General features: G+C 55.1%; 19 protein-coding genes and 1 tRNA gene. 10 read left to right on the top strand and 10 right to left on the bottom strand.

Annotation, left to right across the window (positions count from 1 at the left end; genetic code table 11):
* Positions 1 to 56: 56 nt before the first annotated feature.
* The 7 genes from urtB to AC0N03_RS09230 all read left to right on the top strand — a co-directional run bounded on the left by urtB (position 57) and on the right by AC0N03_RS09230 (position 9,253).
* Positions 57 to 1,658: an urea ABC transporter permease subunit UrtB gene (urtB, locus tag AC0N03_RS09200; protein ID WP_474288391.1), complete on the top strand. Its 1,602-nt coding sequence runs from the start codon at positions 57 to 59 to the stop codon at positions 1,656 to 1,658.
* Complete coding sequence (gene urtC / locus AC0N03_RS09205) at positions 1,659 to 2,777, top strand: urea ABC transporter permease subunit UrtC (protein ID WP_474288392.1); 1,119 nt, start codon at positions 1,659 to 1,661, stop codon at positions 2,775 to 2,777.
* The gene (urtD, locus tag AC0N03_RS09210; protein ID WP_474288393.1) at positions 2,774 to 3,529 is read left to right on the top strand and encodes an urea ABC transporter ATP-binding protein UrtD; all 756 of its coding nucleotides are present in this window, start codon (positions 2,774 to 2,776) and stop codon (positions 3,527 to 3,529) included. Before urtC ends, urtD begins: the two co-directional genes overlap by 4 nt.
* Before the next feature lies 1 nt (position 3,530).
* Entirely contained in the window at positions 3,531 to 4,226 is a 696-nt protein-coding gene (gene urtE / locus AC0N03_RS09215; protein WP_474288394.1) for an urea ABC transporter ATP-binding subunit UrtE, read from the top strand.
* Between the two features lie 74 nt (positions 4,227 to 4,300).
* The gene (gene kdsA, locus AC0N03_RS09220; RefSeq protein ID WP_474288395.1) at positions 4,301 to 5,164 is read left to right on the top strand and encodes a 3-deoxy-8-phosphooctulonate synthase; all 864 of its coding nucleotides are present in this window, start codon (positions 4,301 to 4,303) and stop codon (positions 5,162 to 5,164) included.
* Positions 5,165 to 5,212: 48 nt separating this feature from the next.
* Positions 5,213 to 7,462 carry a DNA topoisomerase IV subunit A gene (gene parC, locus AC0N03_RS09225; protein WP_474288396.1) on the top strand — a complete coding sequence of 750 codons (2,250 nt, stop codon included), beginning with the start codon at positions 5,213 to 5,215 and terminating at the stop codon, positions 7,460 to 7,462.
* Between the two features lie 534 nt (positions 7,463 to 7,996).
* Positions 7,997 to 9,253, top strand: coding sequence for a porin (locus AC0N03_RS09230; RefSeq protein ID WP_474288397.1), 1,257 nt, complete (start codon positions 7,997 to 7,999; stop codon positions 9,251 to 9,253).
* 59 nt (positions 9,254 to 9,312) lie between these two features.
* Here AC0N03_RS09230 and AC0N03_RS09235 read toward each other — a convergent pair whose 3' ends face one another.
* From AC0N03_RS09235 to AC0N03_RS09245, 3 genes are read right to left on the bottom strand one after another with little or no spacing between them, the layout of a single operon-like run.
* Positions 9,313 to 10,050 carry an arginyltransferase gene (locus AC0N03_RS09235; RefSeq protein WP_474288398.1) on the bottom strand — a complete coding sequence of 246 codons (738 nt, stop codon included), beginning with the start codon at positions 10,048 to 10,050 and terminating at the stop codon, positions 9,313 to 9,315.
* Positions 10,051 to 10,101: 51 nt separating this feature from the next.
* The gene (locus AC0N03_RS09240; protein WP_474288400.1) at positions 10,102 to 10,575 is read right to left on the bottom strand and encodes an RDD family protein; all 474 of its coding nucleotides are present in this window, start codon (positions 10,573 to 10,575) and stop codon (positions 10,102 to 10,104) included.
* 12 nt (positions 10,576 to 10,587) lie between these two features.
* A complete protein-coding gene (locus AC0N03_RS09245; RefSeq protein ID WP_474288401.1) occupies positions 10,588 to 11,844 on the bottom strand; it encodes a branched-chain amino acid ABC transporter permease in 1,257 nt (418 codons plus the stop codon).
* 416 nt (positions 11,845 to 12,260) lie between these two features.
* On the opposite strand from AC0N03_RS09245, the gene modB reads away from it, so the two are divergent.
* The 3 genes from modB to AC0N03_RS09260 are packed head-to-tail and all read left to right on the top strand — an operon-like array spanning position 12,261 to position 14,030.
* Positions 12,261 to 12,944 (top strand): molybdate ABC transporter permease subunit, encoded by a 684-nt coding sequence (gene modB / locus AC0N03_RS09250; RefSeq protein WP_474288479.1) that lies wholly within the window; start codon positions 12,261 to 12,263, stop codon positions 12,942 to 12,944.
* Positions 12,941 to 13,579, top strand: coding sequence for an ATP-binding cassette domain-containing protein (locus AC0N03_RS09255; RefSeq protein WP_474288402.1), 639 nt, complete (start codon positions 12,941 to 12,943; stop codon positions 13,577 to 13,579). The genes modB and AC0N03_RS09255 overlap by 4 nt, the downstream gene beginning before the upstream one ends.
* A gap of 4 nt (positions 13,580 to 13,583) precedes the next feature.
* Positions 13,584 to 14,030, top strand: a complete 447-nt coding sequence (locus AC0N03_RS09260; protein WP_474288403.1) for a CoA-binding protein — start codon at positions 13,584 to 13,586, stop codon at positions 14,028 to 14,030.
* Here AC0N03_RS09260 and AC0N03_RS09265 read toward each other — a convergent pair.
* The 7 genes from AC0N03_RS09265 to AC0N03_RS09295 form a co-directional block, all read right to left on the bottom strand.
* The gene (locus AC0N03_RS09265; RefSeq protein WP_474288404.1) at positions 14,023 to 15,696 is read right to left on the bottom strand and encodes an AsmA family protein; all 1,674 of its coding nucleotides are present in this window, start codon (positions 15,694 to 15,696) and stop codon (positions 14,023 to 14,025) included. The genes AC0N03_RS09260 and AC0N03_RS09265 overlap by 8 nt on opposite strands.
* 111 nt (positions 15,697 to 15,807) lie before the next feature.
* Positions 15,808 to 16,728 carry an SMP-30/gluconolactonase/LRE family protein gene (locus AC0N03_RS09270; RefSeq protein WP_474288405.1) on the bottom strand — a complete coding sequence of 307 codons (921 nt, stop codon included), beginning with the start codon at positions 16,726 to 16,728 and terminating at the stop codon, positions 15,808 to 15,810.
* A 202-nt stretch (positions 16,729 to 16,930) separates the two neighbouring features.
* Positions 16,931 to 18,163, bottom strand: a complete 1,233-nt coding sequence (locus AC0N03_RS09275; RefSeq protein ID WP_474288406.1) for a class I SAM-dependent methyltransferase — start codon at positions 18,161 to 18,163, stop codon at positions 16,931 to 16,933.
* 11 nt (positions 18,164 to 18,174) lie between these two features.
* Positions 18,175 to 19,014, bottom strand: coding sequence for a DUF1365 domain-containing protein (locus tag AC0N03_RS09280; RefSeq protein WP_474288407.1), 840 nt, complete (start codon positions 19,012 to 19,014; stop codon positions 18,175 to 18,177).
* Positions 19,011 to 20,315: an NAD(P)/FAD-dependent oxidoreductase gene (locus tag AC0N03_RS09285; RefSeq protein WP_474288408.1), complete on the bottom strand. Its 1,305-nt coding sequence runs from the start codon at positions 20,313 to 20,315 to the stop codon at positions 19,011 to 19,013. The genes AC0N03_RS09280 and AC0N03_RS09285 overlap by 4 nt, the downstream gene beginning before the upstream one ends.
* 39 nt (positions 20,316 to 20,354) lie before the next feature.
* Positions 20,355 to 21,833 (bottom strand): cryptochrome/photolyase family protein, encoded by a 1,479-nt coding sequence (locus tag AC0N03_RS09290; RefSeq protein ID WP_474288409.1) that lies wholly within the window; start codon positions 21,831 to 21,833, stop codon positions 20,355 to 20,357.
* 72 nt (positions 21,834 to 21,905) lie between these two features.
* Positions 21,906 to 21,981: transfer RNA gene (locus tag AC0N03_RS09295), tRNA-Asn, on the bottom strand.
* Between the last annotated feature and the right edge of the window lie 116 nt (positions 21,982 to 22,097).

A 22,097-nucleotide genomic window follows, 5' to 3' on the forward strand; every position in this document is an offset into this window, starting at 1 on the left:
CAACGCATTTGAAAGGGGAGGCAGTGAACTGCCTCCCCAACTACCGGCGGATGATCATGAACTCGCGCATTAGCTCTTTCTTTGTCAGCCTTTCGGCTGTCCTGTTTTTATGTCTGATCGGACCTGTCCGCGCTGATCCGGCCGACGGTTTGCTCGAACGGTTTGCGGCCGATAAATTCCCGGAGACTGTTGCCGGGGTCTCAGCTTTGCCGGGGTCTGGCTTGCCGGACGCGGATCAGATTCTGGAGGCGCTTGGCGACGGCAGACTGCTGTATGCGCCGGATCGGACGATCTTTTTCAAAGACAAGGGCGGCAAATTTCATATTGCCAGAACGGGTGAGTATGTCGCTGATGTCCCGCCGGGGCTCAAGAAGGTTCGCCTGAACAATATGGTACGCAGCGCGATAGACGCGGCGCACGGGGCCCTGACATTACAAGCCGATGATCCGGCGCGCCGCCTGCAGGCATCCGAGGCGATTTTCAAAACACGAGACTATGCGGCGCTCGCTAGCCTCGACGCAGCGCTTGCCAAAGAGACAGACCCGCGCATCCGCCGCTCGATGAACGAGGCGCGGGCCGCTCTTGTTCTCGTTGGTGAGAAGGACACTCTCGAACGCCTGAAGGCCATTGATGTGGTGTCGGCACGTGGAGATCAGGATGCGGTCAATCTGTTGACGCAGGTGGTCAATTCTTCGGAAGGTAAGGTCAGAGCCGCCGCACAAAGTGCATTGAATTCCATCAATAACACTCTGTTATTGTGGAGCAATGTTCAAAATATTATTTACGGGATGTCGCTCGGGTCCGTGCTGCTGCTGGCCGCAATCGGCCTTGCAATAACTTTTGGCGTCATGGGTATTATCAATATGGCGCATGGCGAGATGGTCATGCTTGGGGCCTATACGACCTTTGCGGTGCAGGAATGGCTTCGTGGCCATGCGCCGGGTCTGTTTGAATGGTCGCTGGCGATTGCGCTGCCTCTGGCCTTTCTGTTCACCGGTGCAGTTGGTATTATGATCGAGCGGTCGATCATCCGCTTTCTTTATGGGCGGCCGCTGGAGACACTTCTCGCCACATGGGGGCTTTCGCTCGTTCTGCAACAGGCTGTCCGTTCAATTTTTGGTGCAAATAACCGCGAGGTTGCCGCGCCGCATTGGATGGCCGGTTCACTTGATCTAGGAAGCCTGACCATTACCGCAGGAAGAATGTGGATCATCGTCTTTGCGATTGCGGTTTTTGCGGCCCTGCTTGCGGTGTTGCGGTTCACGCCCTTTGGCCTGCATGTGAGGGCCGTAACGCAAAACCGTCGCATGGCCGCCGCCATGGGCATCGCCACTTCCCGGGTCGATGCGCTCGCCTTCGGGCTGGGTTCAGGCATTGCCGGCATGGCCGGGGTAGCCCTGTCGCAGCTCGACAATGTTTCGCCCAATCTGGGACAAAGCTACATAATCGATTCATTTCTTGTCGTGGTATTTGGCGGCGTCGGCAATCTCTGGGGTACGCTGGTCGCAGCATTTGGCCTCGGCATCGCCAACAAGCTGCTTGAGCCGGTCGCGGGGGCTGTGCTTGGCAAGATTGTCATGCTCGTCTTCATCATCCTGTTCATTCAAAAGCGTCCGCGCGGCCTGTTTGCGCTGAAGGGCCGGGCGGTGGAGGCCTGAATGAAAAATCAATTCACATTTCTTGACCGGCGCAGCGTCGCTTTCGTGCTGGTGCTGCTTGCCGCGGCAGTTATTGTGCCTTTGCTCAATCTCGTGCTTGCAGATGGTTCGGCCTTGCATGTGCCCACCTATCTTGTCGCCCTGCTGGGTAAGTATCTTTGCTATGCGTTGCTGGCTCTGGCACTTGATCTGGTCTGGGGCTATTGCGGCATCCTTTCTCTGGGACACGGCGCCTTTTTTGCGCTTGGCGGCTATGCCATGGGCATGTATCTGATGCGCCAGATCGGCACGCGCGGCGTTTATGCCAATCCGGACCTGCCCGATTTCATGGTGTTTCTCAACTGGAAAACGCTGCCTTTCACCTGGTGGGGCTTTTCGTCCTTTTCCTACGCCATGCTGATGGTCTTGCTGATACCGGGTTTGCTGGCCTTTATCTTCGGCTGGTTTGCGTTCCGCTCCCGGGTCAACGGAGTCTATCTGTCCATTATCACGCAGGCTATGACCTATGCGCTGTTGCTGGCTTTTTTCCGCAACGACATGGGCTTTGGCGGCAATAATGGCCTGACGGATTTCAAGGATATTCTTGGCTTCAACATCCAGGCCGACCCGACGCGGGCGGCGCTGTTTTCACTGTCTGCGCTGGCGCTTGCAGGAAGCTTTCTTCTGGCAAGGGCCATCGTTACGTCAAAGTTTGGCAAGGTGCTTGTCGCCATCCGCGATGCGGAATCGCGAGTGCGCTTCACGGGCTTCAAAGTCGAGCATTACAAGCTGTGCATTTTCGTGATTTCGGCGATGATGGCTGGTCTTGCGGGCGCGCTTTATGTGCCGCAGGTCGGCATAATCAATCCGAGCGAATTTGCACCCGCAAATTCCATCGAAGCGGTTATCTGGGTCGCAACAGGCGGGCGAGGCACGCTTGTGGGCGCGGCGCTGGGCGCTGTTCTGGTCAATTTCGCCAAGACATTTTTTACGGGCAGCCTGCCTGAATACTGGCTGTTCGCGCTTGGCCTGCTGTTTGTCGGAGTTACCCTGTTCCTGCCCAAAGGCGTGATCGGACTCTGGGGTCAGTTGCGGTCCAACAGGTTGAAAATATTAAAGACAGCGGGAGTGAAGCCATGACCAATACCAGACTGGCGCGCTCAATGCTCTATCTCGACGGCGTGAGCGTCTCCTTTGATGGGTACAAGGCTTTGCGCGGATTGTCGCTTGATCTCGCGCCCGGCGAAATGCGCGCGATTATCGGCCCCAACGGCGCAGGCAAAACAACGATGATGGATGTCATCACCGGCAAGACGCGCCCCGACGCCGGCGAAGTCTTTTTCGATGGGCAACATGACCTGACCAAGCTGGATGAGGCCGATATAGCCGAGTTGGGCATAGGCAGAAAGTTTCAGAAGCCCACGGTCTTCGAGAGTCTTTCGGTGCAGGATAATATTCTGCTGAGCTTGCGTGACAGGCGCGGCCCGTTTGCCACGTTGCTGGGCAAATCAGCGAAAAACTCTGTTGCGCGGGGGGATTCCATTCTCGAAACCATCCGGATGACAGGTCAGCGCCAGCGTCTTGCAGGAGATTTATCGCATGGCCAGAAGCAATGGCTCGAGATTGGCATGCTGTTGGCGCAGGATCCCAAGCTGCTGCTGGTGGACGAGCCCGTCGCCGGGATGACGGATGCGGAGACTGAAGCCACCGCCGATCTGCTGCGTGATATCGCCCGGGATCATTCGGTCGTTGTTGTCGAGCATGACATGAATTTTGTCCGCGCGCTCGATGTGCGCGTCACGGTTCTGCATGAAGGCGCGGTTCTGGCTGAGGGCCCTTTGGCTATGGTGAGCAGCGACCCCCGCGTTATTGAAGTTTACCTTGGACGATAAAATGCTGCAGGTCGAACATATCAATCTCTTCTATGGCGCGTCACAGGCGTTGCGCGAGGTCAGCCTCCGTGCGGAAATCGGCAAGGTTACAGCTGTGCTTGGCCGGAACGGTGTGGGCAAAACGTCGCTGATGCGGGCACTTATCGGCCATCAGCGGATTGCTTCGGGCGCGATCACATGGAAAGGTGAAAACATCGCGCATCTGGAACCGCACCAAAGGGCCCGCCGCGGTCTGGCCTATGTGCCGCAGGGCCGGGAAGTCTTTCCGCTGCTCAATGTGCGGGAAAATCTTGAAACCGGCTTTGCGCCGCTTAGAAAGAGCCAGCGGGTTGTTGAGGACGACATTTTCAGCCTGTTTCCCGTTCTGGCCGAGATGCTGCATCGTCGTGCCGGAGATCTCTCGGGCGGCCAGCAACAGCAATTGGCGATCGCCCGCGCCCTCGTGACCCGGCCACAGCTTCTCATTCTGGATGAGCCCACGGAAGGTATACAGCCATCCATTATCAAGGACATCGCGCGTGCGATCGACTATCTCCGGCAGCGCGGCGATATGGCGATTGTGCTCGTCGAGCAATATTTCGAATTTGCCCGCGATCTTTGCGATGCCTATGCCGTCATGGACCGGGGGCGCGTCGTGCTCTCTGGACTGAAAGCCGATATGTCTGAACATGAGGTGCGCAAACATCTCTCGGTCTGATCTCCGCCTTTCCGCTTGCCAGCGCGCAAGGTAAGCGGATATTGCTCTGAGCAAAAGTTTTGTGAGGCTGAGCAATGAATGCGAACGAGATTGTAACGGTTGGACAGGGCGCGCGCATGGTCAGATTTGGCAATGCTCTGCCGCTCTCGCTCATTGCTGGTCCCTGTGCCATGGAGAGCAGGGCGCACGCACTGGAAATGGCGGCGGCGCTGTCCGAAATCACCGCACAGCTTGGCATCGGTCTGGTTTATAAATCTTCGTTCGACAAGGCCAACCGGACTTCGGCGAGCGGCAGGCGCGGCGTGGGCCTGAAGGAGGCCTTGCCGGTTTTTGCTGAAATCAAGGAGAAGTTCGGCCTTCCTGTCGTCACCGATATTCACGAGCGTGAACAATGCGCGCTGGTGGCTGAGGTTGTCGATATGCTGCAAATTCCAGCTTTTTTGTGCCGGCAAACAGACCTGCTCGTTGCTGCTGCCCAGACGGGACGCACCGTAAACATCAAGAAAGGGCAGTTTCTGGCGCCGTGGGACATGGTCAATGTCGTCGATAAAGTGACAGGGGCCGGCAATGCGAATGTGCTCGTCACCGAGCGCGGAGTCTCCTTCGGATATAACACGCTCGTTTCCGATATGCGCGCCCTGCCGATCATGGCGCAGAAAACCGGCGCGCCGGTGATCTTCGACGCGACACATTCAGTCCAGCAACCGGGCGGGCAGGGCACGTCCTCCGGTGGGCAGCGGGAGTTTGTCGCCGTTCTGGCGCGCGCGGCTGTCGCCGTCGGCGTTGCAGGTGTATTCATTGAAACGCACGACGATCCGGCAAATGCGTTTTCTGACGGCCCCAATCAGGTCAATCTGAAGGACATGCCGGCGCTGATCCGGCAGTTGATGGCATTTGATAATTTGGCCAAGGCTCAGACATTGACATTACGCGGTTAACCCTTGGATCAGCTTGCACTGGCTCGCGGCCTCGGCTAGATCGTTGATATGGTCAAGACTATCGATCCGCCGGCGCCCAAGGGCGAAACTGAAATCATCCCTCTGCGTGATGCGCTGGAAGAGCGCTATCTTGCCTATGCACTCTCGACCATCATGCATCGCGCCCTGCCGGATGCCCGCGACGGCCTGAAGCCGGTGCATCGCCGTATTTTATATGGAATGAATCTCTTGCGGCTCGATCCTGCCGCTCCGTTCAAGAAATCCGCAAAAATTGTCGGCGACGTGATGGGTGCGTTCCATCCGCATGGGGATCAGGCAATTTATGATGCCTTGGTGCGTCTGGCACAGGATTTTTCGTCGCGTTATCCGCTTGTGGACGGGCAGGGGAACTTCGGCAATATCGACGGCGACAGCGCAGCCGCCTACCGCTACACCGAAGCGCGCATGACCGATGTCGCTCGGTTGCTGCTGGAAGGGCTTGACGAGGACGCTGTTGATTTTCGCGACAATTATGCCGCCGATACGACAGAACCCGTTGTGTTGCCCGCGGCCTTTCCAAATCTTCTTGCCAACGGCTCTCAGGGAATCGCCGTCGGCATGGCGACATCCATACCGCCGCATAATGTTGCGGAATTATGCGACGCGGCGCTTTATCTCATCAATAATCCGCAGGCAGAAACCGACGCGCTGCTGACTTTTGTTCAAGGCCCGGATTTTCCTACCGGCGGGATAGTCATCGAGAGCCGCGAGGTCATCGCCGAAACCTACCGCACCGGCCGGGGCGGCTTTCGTACGCGCGCCCGCTGGAATAAGGAAGAAACTTCGCGCGGAAACTGGGTGATTGTCGTCACCGAAATTCCGTATCTCGTGCAAAAGTCGCGGTTGATCGAAAAAATTGCCGATCTGCTGAACGACAAGAAAGTGCCGCTTCTGGCCGATGTGCGGGATGAATCGACCGATGACATCCGCATCGTCCTTGAGCCGCGTGCCCGCACTGTCGATCCCGTGGTGCTGATGGAATCGCTTTTCCGCCTCACGGAGCTGGAAAGCCGCATTTCGATGAACATGAACGTGCTGGTTGATGGCGTGGTTCCGCGCGTGCTCAGCCTGCATGAGGCCTTGCAGCAATGGCTCGATCACCGGCGCGCGGTGTTGTTGCGCCGTTCGCGCTATCGTCTGGCGGAGATCGAGCGCCGCCTCGAACTACTGGCGGGCATGCTCATTGTCTTTTTGAATCTCGATGAAGTTATCCGCATCATCCGGGAGGAAGATGAGCCGAAGGAAATGTTGAAATCGACATTTACCCTCTCCGACAATCAGGCCAATTATGTTCTCGACACCAGACTGCGCTCGCTGCGCCGCCTTGAGGAAATGGAAATCAAGCGCGAGTTTGATGAACTGACCAAGGAGAAGACCGAGATCGAACAATTGCTCGGCAGTGAACCGGCTCAGTGGAAAGCCATTGCCTGGCAGATTCGCGATGTGCGCAAGAAATACAGCGGCGAAACCAAAATCGGCAAGCGCCGGACGTCCTTTGCCTCGGCGCCGGATGTGCAGATATCCGATACCGCCGAAATGCTGATCGAGCGCGAGCCGCTGACCGTGGTTGTGTCGCAGAAGGGATGGATTCGCGCGCTCAAAGGGCATGTCGCCGATCTTTCCAGCCTGCAGTTCAAAGGCGATGATTCTCTTAAATCATCCTTCTTTACTGAAACGACCGCCAAAATTCTGGTTCTCGCCACCAACGGCAAGATATTCACCCTCGAAGCCGCGAAATTGCCGGGCGGGCGCAGTCAGGGCGAGCCGATCCGTCTGATGGCGGACCTTGACGAAAATTCGGAAATTTCCGTTGTCCGGCCGTTCATGCCCGGCGGAAAAATGCTCGTGGCCAGCAGCGACGCGCGCGGTTTTGTGGTCAATCAGGATGAGATGATCGCCAATACGCGCAAGGGCAAGGCCTTGCTTTCCGTTGAAGCTCCGGCCGTCGCGGTCCAGATGCAACCAGTGACTGGAGATCATGTCGCGGTTATCGGGGAGAATCGCAAGCTTCTCGTATTTCCCTTGCAGCAGCTTCCTGAAATGGCGCGGGGCAAGGGCGTGCGCCTGCAAAAATACCGGGATGGCTCTCTTTCCGATGTGAAAACATTCGGGCTGAGCGACGGCCTGACCTGGCTCGACAGTTCGGGCCGCACCTGGACAGTCTCGCAGAACGATCTGAAGGATTGGATCGGTAATCGCGGTGAGACGGGTCGCTTGCCACCCAAGGGCTTCCCGAAAAATAATAAATTCGAAGGCTAGCGGCGAAATTTTCGCCTGTTGTCCGGCGCCGTCGCGACCGGGGCATGACTGTTCTCGTCAATTCAAATAACTGAAAAAAATAACGAATTCGACTTTGGTCGTATTTCGAATATAAACTCGCCGATTTTCGCGGCGGATTTAATCCTTAAATTCGATTTTTATGTCTATAAATATAGATAAATCATACATTTGAGATTTATATTATTAGATTTTTCTAATTTTCATTTTTGATCATCATGTATATGATTATTTTTAAGTATTTTTAGGAAATATGTAAGTTAAACAATCTTATTATTCTATGTCATAAAAGCTTCATACTTAAGTGTCAGGCGCGTAAGTGTGATTAAAAAGCAACAATACGGTAAAGAATGTCATTTTCATTCGTAAATTAGTTTCAAGCTGTTGACCTGACGGAGTGCCTCGCTGCATAGTCCTCGTGTGCTGAACGGGTTTCCATCAATGATGAAACTTTCAGCACATTCTTGTTGATTTCATAGGCAGTAGACATGCAGTCATATTGCCGAAGGGGCACAAATGAAAAATCTAGCTATTCTTCTTTCCGCCAGCGCAGCCGGTCTCATGGTTGTCGGTGGAGCCAATGCTGCCGATCTGCCTTCCAAGAAGGCGGCTCCGGCTCAATATGTGAAAGTGTGTGACGCGTTCGGCGCCGGCTTCTTCTACATCCCGGGCACCGACACCTGCCTCAAGATCGGTGGCGAACTGCGTGCTGAAGAGACAATACGTCCCACGAACTCGGGTTCCACCGCCCGCACCAAGAATGAGCTCAGTTTCCGAGCCCGCGCGTACACTTCTCTCGATGCACGCACCAAGACCTCCTATGGTGACCTGCAGACATTCATCAACTATCGGTTCACTCAGGACACGGGCAGCAGCACAGTAGCCGTGATCCAGCAGGCATACATCAAGTTTGCCGGCATCACTGCTGGTCGCGATTTTTCGACGTTTGATTTCTATGGTCTCGCACCGGAAATCATCGGCTCGTCCTTCGCTTCCTATCAGCCCGTCAATAAGCTGGCCTACACCGCTTCGTTCGGCAGCGGCTTCACCGCTACAATTTCGGCTGAAGACGGTTCTGACCGCAATGTCGGCGGTCTGGCCAATGGTTCTGCCGGTTCGAGCTACGGCCTGAATGGCGAATCAAATATCGCTTATGGCGGCCAGAAGGTTCCGGATGTTGTCGGCGCTTTCAAGGTTGACCAGAGCTGGGGTCAGGCGCAGTTGGCTGGCGCTTATCATCATGTTTATGATGGCACCCATGACGTCAACGCCGATGGCTATGCCTTCATGGCCGGCGTGAAGCTGAACCTGCCGATGCTGGCTGCAAAGGACGCATTCTGGTTCCAGGGCACTGTTGCCAAGGGCGCAACCGGCTATACCAACCCTGTCAACTACGGTGCAGGCATTGCCGACATCTATGATAAGGATGCGACTGGCGGAGTACAGAAGGTTCCGACTGCGGAAGCTGTTTACAATGTTGGCAGCGGCAAGATAGACCTTGCCAAGACCTGGTCGCTGGTTGGTGCTCTGCAGCACAATTGGTCGGCTGAATTCAACTCTCTGGTGTTCGCGTCCTACATGAACTATGATGGCCCGGAAGCAGGCAATGCTGACAATGCCAAGCTCTGGCTGGTCGGCGCCAACACGGTGTGGACACCGGTTGCTGGCTTCAAGATGGGCCCGGAAGTGGTTTACACCCAGATGAAGCTTGATGGCACCGACAAGACCTATTCGGATTGGCGCGCTCGCTTCACCATCCGTCGTGCTTTCTGATCTGCGACAGACGATACGAAAAACCCCGGTTCGCCGGGGTTTTTTATTTTAGGGCATGCTTATGTCGTTGCAGCAACTGGAGTGGAGAACCTTTGCCACTCGCCGCCATACAAGCGTTCCTGCGGGCGAAAGCGGGCCTTGTAATCCATCTTGTCTGAACCCTCGACCCAATAGCCGAGATAGAGATAGGGCAGGCCAAGCCGTCTGGTGCGCAGAATATGATCGAGAATCATGAACGAGCCCAGCGACCTGTGCTCCTGTTCAATATCATAAAAAGAATAGACCATTGAAAGGCCATCGCTGAGCACATCAGTGATCACCATGCCGGAGAGCACACCGGCCGAATTGCGGTACTCAATCGCTCTTGTGTCGATATGAGTATCCTCAAGCATGGTGGCATATTCGACAAGACCCATGTCCGCCATGCCGCCATCTTTGTGCCTGGACTGCACATAGCGGGAAAACAGATCATATTGTTCGCTCGTAGCCTGAGCTGGACGGGCTTCTACCCGCATTTCGGCATTCTGTGTCAAAATGCGGCGAAAGCTGCGGCTGGGAACAAATTCATCTACCAGAACGCGCACCGAAACACAGGCGCGGCATCCCTCGCAAGCCGGACGATAGGCGATTGTTTGCGAGCGACGAAATCCTGACTGGGTGAGGGCATCATTGAGCGCTCTTGCCCGAAACCCCACAAGGTGCGTGAAGACCTTGCGCTCTTCCCGTCCCGGCAGGTAGGGGCATGGCGTCGGGGATGTCATATAAAACTGTGGCCCGTCCCGCATTTCCTTGCTCAAGATTTACCCTCTGGCAAATATCAACCCGCAGAAACTTGCCGCGGATTTTCGTTATCTTCGTTCAATTCGCACACCCAGAATCATGTCGTGAAGACATCTCTTCTGCGATGAAAACAGCGAAACCAACAAAATCAGCGGTGAAAGCGTATAAGAAAAAACATAGAATAACAGCGCGTGGCTTGCCGCAACAAGAAATGTTGGTTGTCCAAACTCCGCTTGGCGTACCATACGCAGATCCATGAATCGCATTCCCCAGGTTGCGCAGCTTGGCCCCGAGATCGTCAGGCCATTATAGGCGAAGGCCGTTGCCGGAACAATGATCGGGATCAGGCGCCAAGTGGCGCCTTGAGTCAGAATTCCAGCCATGAACACCAACAGGAAAACTGCCATCGACAATATCGAAATGCATAATCCGTCAATGGCATAAGCAAATATGCGGCGCATGCGTACGCCTTCCAGCCGGTTGGTCGGCATGGACCATCCGGCACCCGCGGCATTCTGGCGGCTTAACTGCGACGACTCCATTATGATTGTCCTTTATACGCGGCGGGGATCGATCATCGGAAAACCCAGTAGTCCACCCGGTCGGAAGATAAGAATTATTGTCAGGATTATATAGGAGACAAGATCGCGGTAAATGTTTGAAAAATATGCTGACCACAATACGTCAATCTCGCCAATGAAAATACCACCCAGAAATGCTCCGGGCAGCGACCCAATCCCGCCAAATATCGCGGCGATAAGTGCTTTCAACCCGAGCGAAGTGGCGGATGCATAGCCGAACCCGCCGTAAAACAAACTCATGATTGCACCAGCCATTCCTGCAATGCTGCAGGCGAGAATGAATGTCTGGCCAAAAATCAGCACGGGGCTGATGCCAAACATCTGCGCAGCCAGCGGATCATCAGAATAGGCCCGCCAATTGCGGCCAAAATGGCTGTGCCGCATGAATGCGAGCAGCGCCACGGCCGTTGTCGCTGCTGCCAGGGTGACAAGCAAAGCCATGGGCGTCGTGGTGGTGACAAATGCGCCCGCGCGCAACAAGGCAATTGGTTCGCCGAAAATTGGCTTGATCCAATGAAGCGAATCGCCCTGCGTCAGCCGCAGGTATTCCTGCAGGAAAACGGCGAGACCCAATGTTGCAACAAGCGCCTGCTGGCCGGTTGAGCGGCTGGTTGGCAGAAAAACAATGCGACCAATCACGTGTCCGTGGAAGGCCGCAGCATAAATGGCAAGGATCACAGCCGAAAACATGAGCCAACCCGGGCCGGAAGCCAGCAGCAGGAACGCCCCGTAAAATGCCGCATAACCACCAATGGCGGCGATCTCGCCAAAAGCGAGATTGATGCGACCCACTAGACCAAAAATCAGGGAATATGCCGCCGCCAGCAGTCCATAAATGGCCATGAGCGGCAGGCCGTTGAAGCTGTGTTGCGCAAAATAGGCGATCGCCAGACTGGTGTGCGGCACTGCGTCGGCATTGGCAATGGGCTGTGGGTCGGCAACAGAGGCGTCAAGTGTGGCCAGCCAGAAGCGCTTGAGCAGAAAGAGCTTTAGGTCGGAATATGGTCGCGCGTCCTTTGAAAAGGCTATCAATTGGTCGATGCTGCTGCCTGAACGGTTTGCGTCAAATGTGCAGCGCGCAACATGCAGGGAAGGCGAGGGGGCAGCGCCCGCCGCGTAAAAAAGCATGATTTCGTCGCGCGAGGCAGAATTGGATGAACCCGAAATCTGTTTGTAAATGCGGATATCCGCTCCGGGAGGCTCTATTGCCGGCAGTATAATGCGGCACATGCGCGCGTGATCCGGGTCCATGGCTTTCTGACAGCCGCTGACCAGAAATGCCAGACAAAGTGCAGCGAAATACCAGCGCATTCGGCCATATTAGACGTATTCTGGCTTATGTGCGAGTGTCGCTGTTGGCAATGTCTGCCTTTGAGCTGGAAATCATAAATTGCCACGCTGCCCAACTTTGCTCTTGCTGTCATGGTTGCGGTTGGGCAAGGTAACTGCGCGGCGTTCTGATGAGATGTGCCGTATGGCGTCCTGCGCGGACTGTAGTGTTTATGCCGGATCTGGCTTGCGATGCATGAGAAAATCACTGCAATTGACGGAGCATGGCCGGGATGGAAGCGGTTATCGGTGAGTGTTGTGGTGCCGGACTATAGAAATTCCGCCGAGCGCTTGTGGATGCCCGCATGAACTGGCAAATATTTCAGCTTTCGCAAGCAGAGCGGGAAGCGCTATGGCTCAGTCTTCAGGTCGCTTCGCTGGCCACTGCGGGAGCTTTGCCGGTTGCAGGATTGGTTGCCTATGCCTTGGCGCGCAAGAAATTTCTGGGCCGGTCGCTGCTCAATATCATTATCGTATTGCCGCTCGTCCTTCCGCCCGTGGTAACCGGCTACTTGCTCTTGCTTGGATTTGGTGCGCACGGGGTCATAGGAAAATTTCTGGGCGATTATCTCGGCATTCATCTCGCCTTCCGCTGGACTGGTGCCGCCCTTGCCGCGGCCGTGATGAGTTTTCCGCTGATGGTGCGCTCCATCCGCCTGTCTTTCGAGACGATTGACACCAGATTGGAACAGGCCGCTGCGACGCTCGGGGCCACAAGGTTGCAGGTGTTTCTGTTCATAACGCTGCCGTTGGCCATGCCCGGCATTCTGGCGGCGATCGTGCTCGGACTGGCTAAGTCACTTGGTGAATTTGGGGCGACGATCGCCTTTGTCGCGAATATACCCGGTGAAACGCAAACATTGTCGCTGGCAATCTACACGCAGCTGCAAATTCCCGGAGGCGAGCCTGCCGCATATCGCCTGCTCGTCATTTCGCTCGTTCTGGCCGTTGCGGCTGTGGCCTTTTCAGAGATTCTGGGCCGGAGAGGGCGCGCGCCATGACGATAAAATTCGAGCTCTCGGCCAGCGAACCCGTCCCTATGAATTGTACTCTGTCGACCGAAGCCTGGGCTGTCGGTCTTGTCGGGGCGTCGGGTGAGGGTAAGACCACGCTGCTGAACATGATTGCCGGTCTGGTGCCGTCGCGTGGCTATCTTGAGGTGGGCGGTATTCTGCTACAGAATTCTGCTAACGGTCTGGTCAAGCCGCCGCACGCGCGTCGAATCGGTTATGCCTTTCAGGATGCGCGGCTTTTTCCGCATCTCGACGTGGCGGGCAATTTGCAGTTTGCCGCATGGCTCAGATGGAAGAGACGCCCCGAGCAATACGACGCTGTCGTGAAGGCGCTGGGGCTTGGTCGGATTCTCCAGCGTGACGTGCGGGCGTTATCGGGCGGGGAACGGCAGCGGGTCGCGCTGGCGCGAGCTATCCTGTCCGATCCGATCCTGCTGTTGCTCGATGAGCCGCTTGCCAATGTCGATCCGGAACAAAAGGAAGAGACCCTGAGCTATATTGAGCAGGCGCAGCGTATTAAGCAACTGCCCATGATTTATGTCAGTCATGATAGTGCCGAAGTGATCCGCATGACGGATGTACGGTACCGGCTGGGGCGTAACGGATTAACCAAGGTGAAGTAGCAACATGGATCAAGCGCAGGACACAGACGAATTTCTTCGCAAAATTCTGGTTAACACCCGCACGATCGCACTGGTGGGCGCCTCGGATAATCCGCAGCGGCCATCAAACGAGGTCATGCATTTTTTGTCCCGGCATGGATATCGGGTGTTCGCCGTGAATCCGGGCTTGCCAGGAACCAGCATTGACGGAATTCCGTTATATCGTTCGTTGCAAGATATTCCTGAAAACATTGATATGGTTGATATATTCAGAAATTCGCAGGCGGCGGCGGATGTTGTTGACGCTGCATTGGCGCTGCCCCTTCCGCCGAAGACGATCTGGATGCAGATTGGCGTGATCAATGAGCCGGCGGCGGCGCGCGCGCGGGCAAGAGGTCTTTCGGTCGTCATGGATAAATGCCCGAAAATTGAAATTCGCCGTCTTTCGATTGCGGCCCGAACTTTCAGTTGATTGTGATTTTCGGCCAGGTGCCTTGAATAGTGAAATCGCCGGGGCGATCGTCACCCGGTGCTGCAGTTTGTGTGCTGGCTTGAGCGGGATTTGAACAATTGCCGTGCAGGTCGATGCGGCCGTCGGTGAGTTGGATCGAGCCTGTTGCTCTGCCATTGCATTGCGGGGCTGTAAAAGAAAGCGCCTTGAATGTTAATGTGCCATTCGTCAGCTGAAGTGACGAAGTCATTTCATCGAGCGAGAAACGACGATTGAGCAGGAGAGCGGCTCTTCCTGTGGCGGGCTTATGGAAGAGTTGCGCCATATCTGCCGGATTGAAACTTCCCGCCAGAATGTTCAACTGGGCATCTCCAGACCATTGCGAAGGGGCGTTCTGCTGATCAAGCAAGGCTGACAGCGACCAGGTGCCGGTTAGTATTCCGCTGGGGTGGCTAATGCCGACAGGCAGAATCGGATCGAGTTCCCGTAAATCTATGTGATCCATCCAATATTGATGCGACACGTTTATATCGTTGCCCTGGCGCGTGTATGTTGTCTGACCGCGGACGGCTCCATTGCCGAGCTTCGCATCGTCTACCGAAAATTCCATCATGTCGGGCTTGGTGCGAAAGGAAAATGCCACATTATCTGTCTTTACGCCGTCGAAATTAAATCGTCCGAATGAGGCGCGTAGGTCTATATTGCTCTGGATGCGTGTAAGATAGGTTCCTTCTGCCGTCGCCTTGACCTGATCCGCCAGACGGCGCTTGAATTGCGCCAACCACGCCGATGACAGGTCAATGGCTTCCACTGCAAGCGTCGCGGAAACGAGCGGACGTGGTTCCGCCTGATAGGCGATGGTTCCATCCACTGTCTTGCCATTGATTGACCCGGAAAGATTTTCCAGCGAGGCCCGATCCTTTTGCAGATCCAGTTGTCCGTGCAGTGCTATGGACGTTATTTCATTGCTGATGCGATATTGCTGTGGCAGGTATTCAAATACAGCATCAGGATGGTTCAACCTGAGCGACATAACCCCCGACGCAGAAGATGCACCGGCAGAAAAACTGCCGTCGAATTCAAATTTGTTGTCAGCCAGCGCCAATGTCAGGTTTACGCCGCTGACAGCTGGCTGGCTATAGTCCAGATTCAGAGCAATCGAGCCGTTTTGTCCGGATGTCGTAAACAGGCCCGACATGATCAGACGCGTAGAAGCCCTCGCGGCAATTTCCGCGTTGAGGTGCTCCAGCAGGAGTGGCGGCTTGCCCGCGCGGTCAATATGCCAGACGACATTATTCAATTTCACGCCGGCAACAGATCGCATGAGGATATCGTGTAAATTTTCGAGCAGATCCGCCTTAATTCCGCCCGAGCGCAACTCGCCGTTCTGGACGGTGAAATTCGAAAATTCGATACGCCCGGCAAGCAAAGGCAAAAATCGAAGCGACGCCGATATGTCGATGTTTTCAATCGTTAATTTGAGAGCAGGAATACTGCCGGATAAATGCGTGACGGCGACATCCGGCCAGGGAAACAGGCGTGTATTGATTACAAGGTCATCGCTCTGGTTTGCTGGAATGAAGCCAGAATTTTCAAATAACTGTTGCCGGAATTGCCCGCGCAGGCCCCGCAGATCCGAAATCTGCCAGAACATTAAGCCTGCGAACAGGACAATCAGGGCCAGCATTGCTGACCCTATATGAATTGGCCGGAGTCTCGTCATCCGTATCTCGCCGCTTCAGGACCTTGATACGCGCAAGCCATCAGGGACACATGACAAAATTGAGGCGGTTTCGGCTCATTTGGGCCAGGTTGCGCCATGCGCATTGACGTAAACGCTGTAGAGTGAAGTCGTGCCGCAAATGTAGATGCGGTTTCTTTTTATGCCGCCAAAGGTCAGATTGGCAACCACCTCGGGGATCTTGATCTTGCCGATCAGTATGCCGTCAGGTGCATAACAATGCACGCCGTCGCCGGCGGAGGTCCAGAGATTTCCCTTCGTATCAAGGCGAAATCCGTCAAAGCATCCGACACCGCATTGGGCAAATATCTTTGTTCCTGAAACGCTCCGACCATCCGCCCCGACATCCAGAACCCGGATATGCCGGGGTCCATTCTTGACATGGCTGAAACCCGTATCGGCGACATAAAGCAGCTTTTCGTCCGGAGAAAAGGCAAGGCCATTCGGCTTGACGAAATCAGTGGCGACAGCGGTGAGTTCCTGCGATGCCGGATCGAAGCGATAGACATATGAGCCTTCCAGTTCGGAAGGCGCGGCATCTCCTTCATAATGGGAGTCGATTCCGTATGTGGGATCGGTGAACCAGATTGTTCCGTCGGATTTGACCACGACATCGTTGGGAGAATTGAGGCGTTTGCCCTGATAATGGCTCACCAGCACCGTACGCTGGCCGTCATGCTCGATTCGGGAAACGCAGCGCCCCTGATGTTCGCAGGCGATCAGGCGCCCCTGCTGATCAACCGTATGGCCGTTCTGATTGTTTGCAGGACTCTGGAATATCGAAACGGAGCTATCCGTCTCGTCAAAGCGGATGGTTCTGTTGTTCGGAATGTCGGAGAAGATTAGGTATTTGCCAGCCGGAAAATAGGCGGGACCTTCGGCCCAGCGTGCGCCGGTCCACAATTTCTCAACGTGAACATTGCCAAATATGAGTGCCTCGAATCGTTGATCCAGGACTTCAAAATCCGAAGTAAGCATGCAATCTCCCTGAAAATATCTTTGTCGGAATGCGCCTTACGCGCCTGCTCCGGTCTGTGCGGGCGGGAGATTAGCAATTTTGCCGCATCAAGAATAGAGCGGTTGCAGAACAAACCCAATCTGAACTGGCAGAATGCTGCTTTTTAGAGATTCTTCCGAACCCGGATACTCTGCCAACAAGCACTCCCTCTGATAAAGGGCGCTATTTCTGATACACTATCTGCCTTACGTCGATGTTTCCGGCAAGAAATCCAGCTTCGCAATAGGCAAAATAATATTCCCACATCCGCCGGAACCGCTCGTCGAAGCCAAGAGGCATCAAACCCGGCCAGACAGCCCTGAATTTCTTCCGCCATTCCTGCAATGTGCGCGCGTAATCCACGCCGAAAACGCGCTCTCCGGTCTGAGAAAGGCCGTGTTTCTGTGCCAGTTCGGACAAAATTTTCGGAGTAGGCAGCATTCCGCCCGGAAATATATATTTACGGATGAAATCCAGTTCGCGCTTATAGCCCGTCCACAGCCGGTCCTGAATCGTAATGATCTGCAGACCTGCGCGACCACCAGCCTTCATGCGCTCACGCAACTGACGGAAATAAACTGGCCAATATTCCGCGCCAACCGCCTCAAACATTTCTATCGAGGCTATTCGGTCGTAAAGGCCTTTTTCGTCACGATAATCCTGCAGCTTGATGTCAACTTTTTCATTCAGTCCTGCCTTGAAAATGCGCTCGCGGGCAAATTCGTGCTGGGCTGGAGAAATGGTGATGCCGGTGATCCGGCAACCGCGCTCCTTGGCCGCAAATTCTGCAAAGCCGCCCCAGCCGCAACCAATTTCAAGCACATGATGATCAGGCGCAAGGCGTAATTCCTCCGCCAGTGCGGCATATTTATGTATCTGCGCCTCGGCCAGGCTTTGATGCTGGTTTTTGAACAGGGCCGAAGAATAGGTCATCGTTTCATCGAGCCACTGGCGGTAGAACTGATTGCCAAGATCGTAATGGGCCATGATGTTGCGGCGTGATCCGGCTTTCGAATTCCGGTGGAACCAATGATAGAGCCGCTGAGCCAGCCGCGCGAAGGGTTTGCCATCGAGCATCGTCTGTACAGCATCGACATTGGCGCAGAACAACAACAAAAACTGCGTGAGATCGGGCGTGTCCCATTCATTCTGGAGAAAGGCTTCTGCAATGCCGATTTCCCCCTCGCGCGCCATGCGGCTGGCGAAGGCCACATCATGAATGATCATGGATGCTTCCGGGCCCTCTTCGGCGCCGCGAAAGGCATATTTGCCGCCATCCGGCAATTCAAGCCAGAGCGTTCCTGCGCGAAGTCTGACGGCAAAGCCGAAGGCCTGCTTCAGCCCAAACGGCATGCCTTGCGTAACGACGCTTAAATTCTCTTGGGTAACAATAATGGTTTCGTTATTCGTATTCATCGGAATGCCCCTCAATGCTTTGAGATTATATCCGGAATTATTTTCTGCAATCCATCCGTGCTCACCGGAAGCGGCGCGGCGGGGCGGGGCCTGATCCTCATGCCTTTAAGCCAGAGCCTGAGCGCCTCCCAATGAATGCCGCCTATGATTTTAAAATTATGCAGCGGCAGCCGGAAAAACAGATCCATGAACGTTCCGGTCGAAAATGGCCGGCGTTCTCCGTGAAAAATGGCGGCAAGCATGGGGCCGGTTGCATCATGTTCCATGATGCGCAGAAGCACTTCGTCCTGCGGCGGGCGGATATGAAACTTATACCGCAAATCCATATCCATGAAAGGCGAGACATAAAACAGCTTGTCGCGCTCCTGCCTGACATCGGAGACGCAAAATTCGCTGGCTTTGACGGGCGCAAAATAGGTGTGCCGCTGTCCGAAAGTGTTGCGCACTTCGTAAATCAATGCCGAAATTCTGAAGTCGCTGTCATAGCAAAAATAAACCGAAAGCGGATTGAACACAAAGCCAAGAATGCGCGGATAGCATAGCAGAAAGACGTGTTGAGGCGGCGAGAGTTTATGCGCAGAAAAAAGCCCGTCCACATAGGCGCGCAGATTATCCGATTTTTTGTTGCCGTGATCCGAGGGATAAAAGCTGAACAGGTTGAATGCGCCGATAGAGAAGATCGTGCTCAGCTTTTTCACCCGGTCCAACTTGTCGAGGTCAATAAGCAGCGAGAAAACGCGATATTGAAACCTGTGCTGCACAGGCTTAAGCCGCGCGTGCATCACTTTTCCGACATAGAGAGCAGCGCCGGCGGGAGCCGGGTTGCTCGGCGAACTCTTATCCATTGTCATTGCGCTGCTTCATATTCCAGCGTCCTGTTTTCACCATCCCGCAGGGCGATAATCTGCCGGGCCGCATCCAAGCCTGACTTTACGCCATCTTCATGAAACCCGTAAGCCGTCCATGCGCCGCAGAACCATATTTTGCGGTTACCTTGAATTTCCGGCAGCCGCTGCTGTGCGGCTATTGCTGTTCTGGTCATCTGAGGATGAAAGAAAACCTCATGCGAGAACGTCAGTTCCGGGCGGGGCGGCACAGGCGGATTAAGCGTCACGAACACCGGCCGCTCCGGATCAAGCTTCTGCAGTCTGTTCATCCAGTAAGTGAGCGTGATTGGCGCGTTTTCATCGTCCTGCCGCAAAAAATTCCAGGAGGCCCATGCGGCTTTGCGTTTCGGCATGAACGAACTGTCACGGTGGAGATAGACGTCATTGGGTGCTGTGGTCACGGCGCCCAGCAGTTCGCGCTCCAGAGGCGTTGCGTCTTTCAGCATGGCCAGTGCTTCAGGTGCATGCGTGGCAATCACCACGCCATCGAATGATTCGGCTCTGCCCAGAGTATCTGTAACGCGTATTTCGCCCGAGAGGCTCTCGATCGACGCCACGCCGCTGTTGCGCCTGATTTTGTCACGGAAGGATCGGGTCAGGGCAAGGACATAGCGGATGCTGCCGCCGGTCACGGTTCGCCATGTCGGCCGGTTCCATTGCAATAGCCGGTGATTCTCAAAAAAGGCGAAGAAGGACTGCGCCGGAAAATTCATCATCGCGCGCGGGGACATCGACCAGATAGCAGCCCCCATGGGGATGATATAATCATCGCGCAGGCGGGCTGAGAAGCCGCGGGCAGCAAGATATTCTCCCAACGTCGCTGTTCCGATCTGATCTGCCGCGAGATCTGCCCGGGCCTGCCGCTGAAATTTCAGGATTTCGAGCAACATCCTGAGATAAGACAGGGAAAACAGGTTGCTGCGCTGGGCGAATAAGCCATTCAGCACCGTGAGCCATCCGGCTTCTTGTCCGCACCATTCAAACCGGCCCTGTCTGGCTGAAAGGGCGAAGCTCATGTCCGATTCATGAGTCGGAACATCCAGTTCCCGCATCAGGCGGGTGAAATGCGGGTAGTTGAGCTCGTTGTAGACGATAAAGCCAGTATCGACGTGCATTTCGACGCCATCATACTGAATTGTCTGCGTAGCCGAATGGCCGCCGATGCGCCCCGCCTTCTCATAGACGACAATATCGACACCGGCTTTTGTCAATTCATATGCGGCTATATTGCCGCTTATTCCGGTGCCAATCACTGCTATTCTCATGAAGTCGTCCTCCTGACGATCAAGATACGTTGCCCGCCGTCAAATAGTTTCACCCGATATCGCTGTGTTTTTCAGATTTTGAAATGCGGCCAGTGCACGGTCCCTTGCTTTGTCATGATCCACCACGGGATGCGGATAGGTTTTTCCAAGCGTCACGCCGGCTCGGGCGAGGGTGGAAGCGGGCGCCGTCCAGGGCGAATGGATGAATTTTGTGTCGAGATGCCGGAGTTCCGGCACGAAGCTGCGGATATAGTCGCCATTGGGATCGAATTTTGCGCCCTGCAGGATCGGGTTGAATATGCGGAAATACGGTGCCGCATCGGCGCCGGAACCGGCAACCCATTGCCAGCTCGCTGCATTATTGGCGATGTCGGCATCCAGGAGCGTATCCCAGAACCAGGCTTCGCCCACGCGCCAGTGAACCATCAGATGTTTGATCAAAAAGGATGCGGCGATCATGCGAACGCGGTTATGCATATATCCAGTCTGCCACAGTTCACGCATGCCCGCATCGACAACGGGATAGCCGGTCTTGCCTTTTTGCCAGGCCCTGATCAGTTCCAGCTCCGGCTCGCCCCAGGGAAAATCATCGAAACGCGGCTGAAAATTGCGCGAGGGCAAGTCAGGGAAGTGAAAGAGCAGATTATAGGAAAATTCGCGCCAGCCGAGTTCGCTGAGGAATTTGTTCACGTCTCCCGACTGCGCCTGACCCGAATCTCGTGTCATCTGCGCGGCGTGGAATATCTGCCGCGGCGATATTTCGCCGAAGCGCAGATGTGGGGAAAGTCGCGACGTTCCGGCCATATCCGGACGATTGCGATTTTCGCCATAGCCATGAATGCCGCGCGCCAGAAAATCATCGAGCCGGCTGCGCGCGCCCGCTTCGCCCGGTTCCCAGCTTGTGGCAAATGCGCTGGCCCAGTCCGGCTGCGTTGGCAGCAAGGCCAGATCCTTGATCCTTGTGACGCCGGGGAGCTCAGGGCCGGGTTGGATGCTGGAGGGCGCGGGGAGGGGCGGCGCGGGCTCCGGCCCAGCCAATGCAGCCCGCCAGAAGGGCGTGAACACTTTAAAGAACCCGCCGCCCTTTGCCTTTATGTCCCAAGGCTCGAACAAGAGGTGGCCGTTATGGCTTTGCGCAACTATGCCTGCGTGCTTCAGTTCAGCCTTGAGGGCGGCATCCAATTCCCGGCCCGTTTGATCGTAGCGGCGGCACCAATGCACTTCCCTGACCGGGCAGTTTTCGGCGATATTCTGCATGACATCGCGGGCACTTCCGCGGAAAACCTGCAGCCTGCCGCCAGCCTTGCGCAGATTCGCATCCAGTGCATTCAGCGAATGATGAAGCCACCAGCGCGCAGCGCCGCCAAGAGGCCGGAGATTGCTCTCAGTCTCGTCGATGTAGATGCAACAGACCGGAAGACCGGACTGAACAGCGGCATGAAGCGCTGGATTATCGGCCAGCCGCATATCATTGCGGAACCACACCAAGGCGATAGATGTTTGAGAGGTCGATATCATACATTGCTTACGCAGCGGAGAGGCGGTCGGATGAAAAAAGCCTGATATCGTGAGATATCAGGCTTTTGAAACTGGCTCCTCGAGCAGGACTCGAACCTGCGACCATTCGATTAACAGTCGAACGCTCTACCAACTGAGCTATCGAGGAATGATGGAGCAAACTAAAAACCGCTTGGGCAAATCGCCTCGCTCATCAATGTGTGCCGCCTATAGCAAGCTCTCCGTTTTTTGCCAAGTGATAAGTGTCATTTTTCTGCAAATTTC

The organism is Methylocystis sp. sgz306128 (assembly GCF_056032725.1).

Excerpts from the sequence above, each read along its gene's own strand:
- AC0N03_RS09230 (WP_474288397.1), top strand. The coding sequence starts at position 7,997 with ATGAAAAATCTAGCTATTCTTCTTTCCGCCAGCGCAGCCGGTCTCATG.
- kdsA (WP_474288395.1), top strand. The coding sequence starts at position 4,301 with ATGAATGCGAACGAGATTGTAACGGTTGGACAGGGCGCGCGCATGGTC.
- AC0N03_RS09275 (WP_474288406.1), bottom strand. The coding sequence starts at position 18,163 with ATGAATACGAATAACGAAACCATTATTGTTACCCAAGAGAATTTAAGC.
- urtB (WP_474288391.1), top strand. The coding sequence starts at position 57 with ATGAACTCGCGCATTAGCTCTTTCTTTGTCAGCCTTTCGGCTGTCCTG.
- AC0N03_RS09290 (WP_474288409.1), bottom strand. The coding sequence starts at position 21,833 with ATGATATCGACCTCTCAAACATCTATCGCCTTGGTGTGGTTCCGCAAT.
- AC0N03_RS09285 (WP_474288408.1), bottom strand. The coding sequence starts at position 20,315 with ATGAGAATAGCAGTGATTGGCACCGGAATAAGCGGCAATATAGCCGCA.
- parC (WP_474288396.1), top strand. The coding sequence starts at position 5,213 with ATGGTCAAGACTATCGATCCGCCGGCGCCCAAGGGCGAAACTGAAATC.
- AC0N03_RS09255 (WP_474288402.1), top strand. The coding sequence starts at position 12,941 with ATGACGATAAAATTCGAGCTCTCGGCCAGCGAACCCGTCCCTATGAAT.
- AC0N03_RS09270 (WP_474288405.1), bottom strand. The coding sequence starts at position 16,728 with ATGCTTACTTCGGATTTTGAAGTCCTGGATCAACGATTCGAGGCACTC.
- urtD (WP_474288393.1), top strand. The coding sequence starts at position 2,774 with ATGACCAATACCAGACTGGCGCGCTCAATGCTCTATCTCGACGGCGTG.
- AC0N03_RS09245 (WP_474288401.1), bottom strand. The coding sequence starts at position 11,844 with ATGTGCCGCATTATACTGCCGGCAATAGAGCCTCCCGGAGCGGATATC.
- AC0N03_RS09265 (WP_474288404.1), bottom strand. The coding sequence starts at position 15,696 with ATGCTGGCCCTGATTGTCCTGTTCGCAGGCTTAATGTTCTGGCAGATT.
- urtE (WP_474288394.1), top strand. The coding sequence starts at position 3,531 with ATGCTGCAGGTCGAACATATCAATCTCTTCTATGGCGCGTCACAGGCG.
- AC0N03_RS09260 (WP_474288403.1), top strand. The coding sequence starts at position 13,584 with ATGGATCAAGCGCAGGACACAGACGAATTTCTTCGCAAAATTCTGGTT.
- AC0N03_RS09240 (WP_474288400.1), bottom strand. The coding sequence starts at position 10,575 with ATGGAGTCGTCGCAGTTAAGCCGCCAGAATGCCGCGGGTGCCGGATGG.
- AC0N03_RS09280 (WP_474288407.1), bottom strand. The coding sequence starts at position 19,014 with ATGACAATGGATAAGAGTTCGCCGAGCAACCCGGCTCCCGCCGGCGCT.
- urtC (WP_474288392.1), top strand. The coding sequence starts at position 1,659 with ATGAAAAATCAATTCACATTTCTTGACCGGCGCAGCGTCGCTTTCGTG.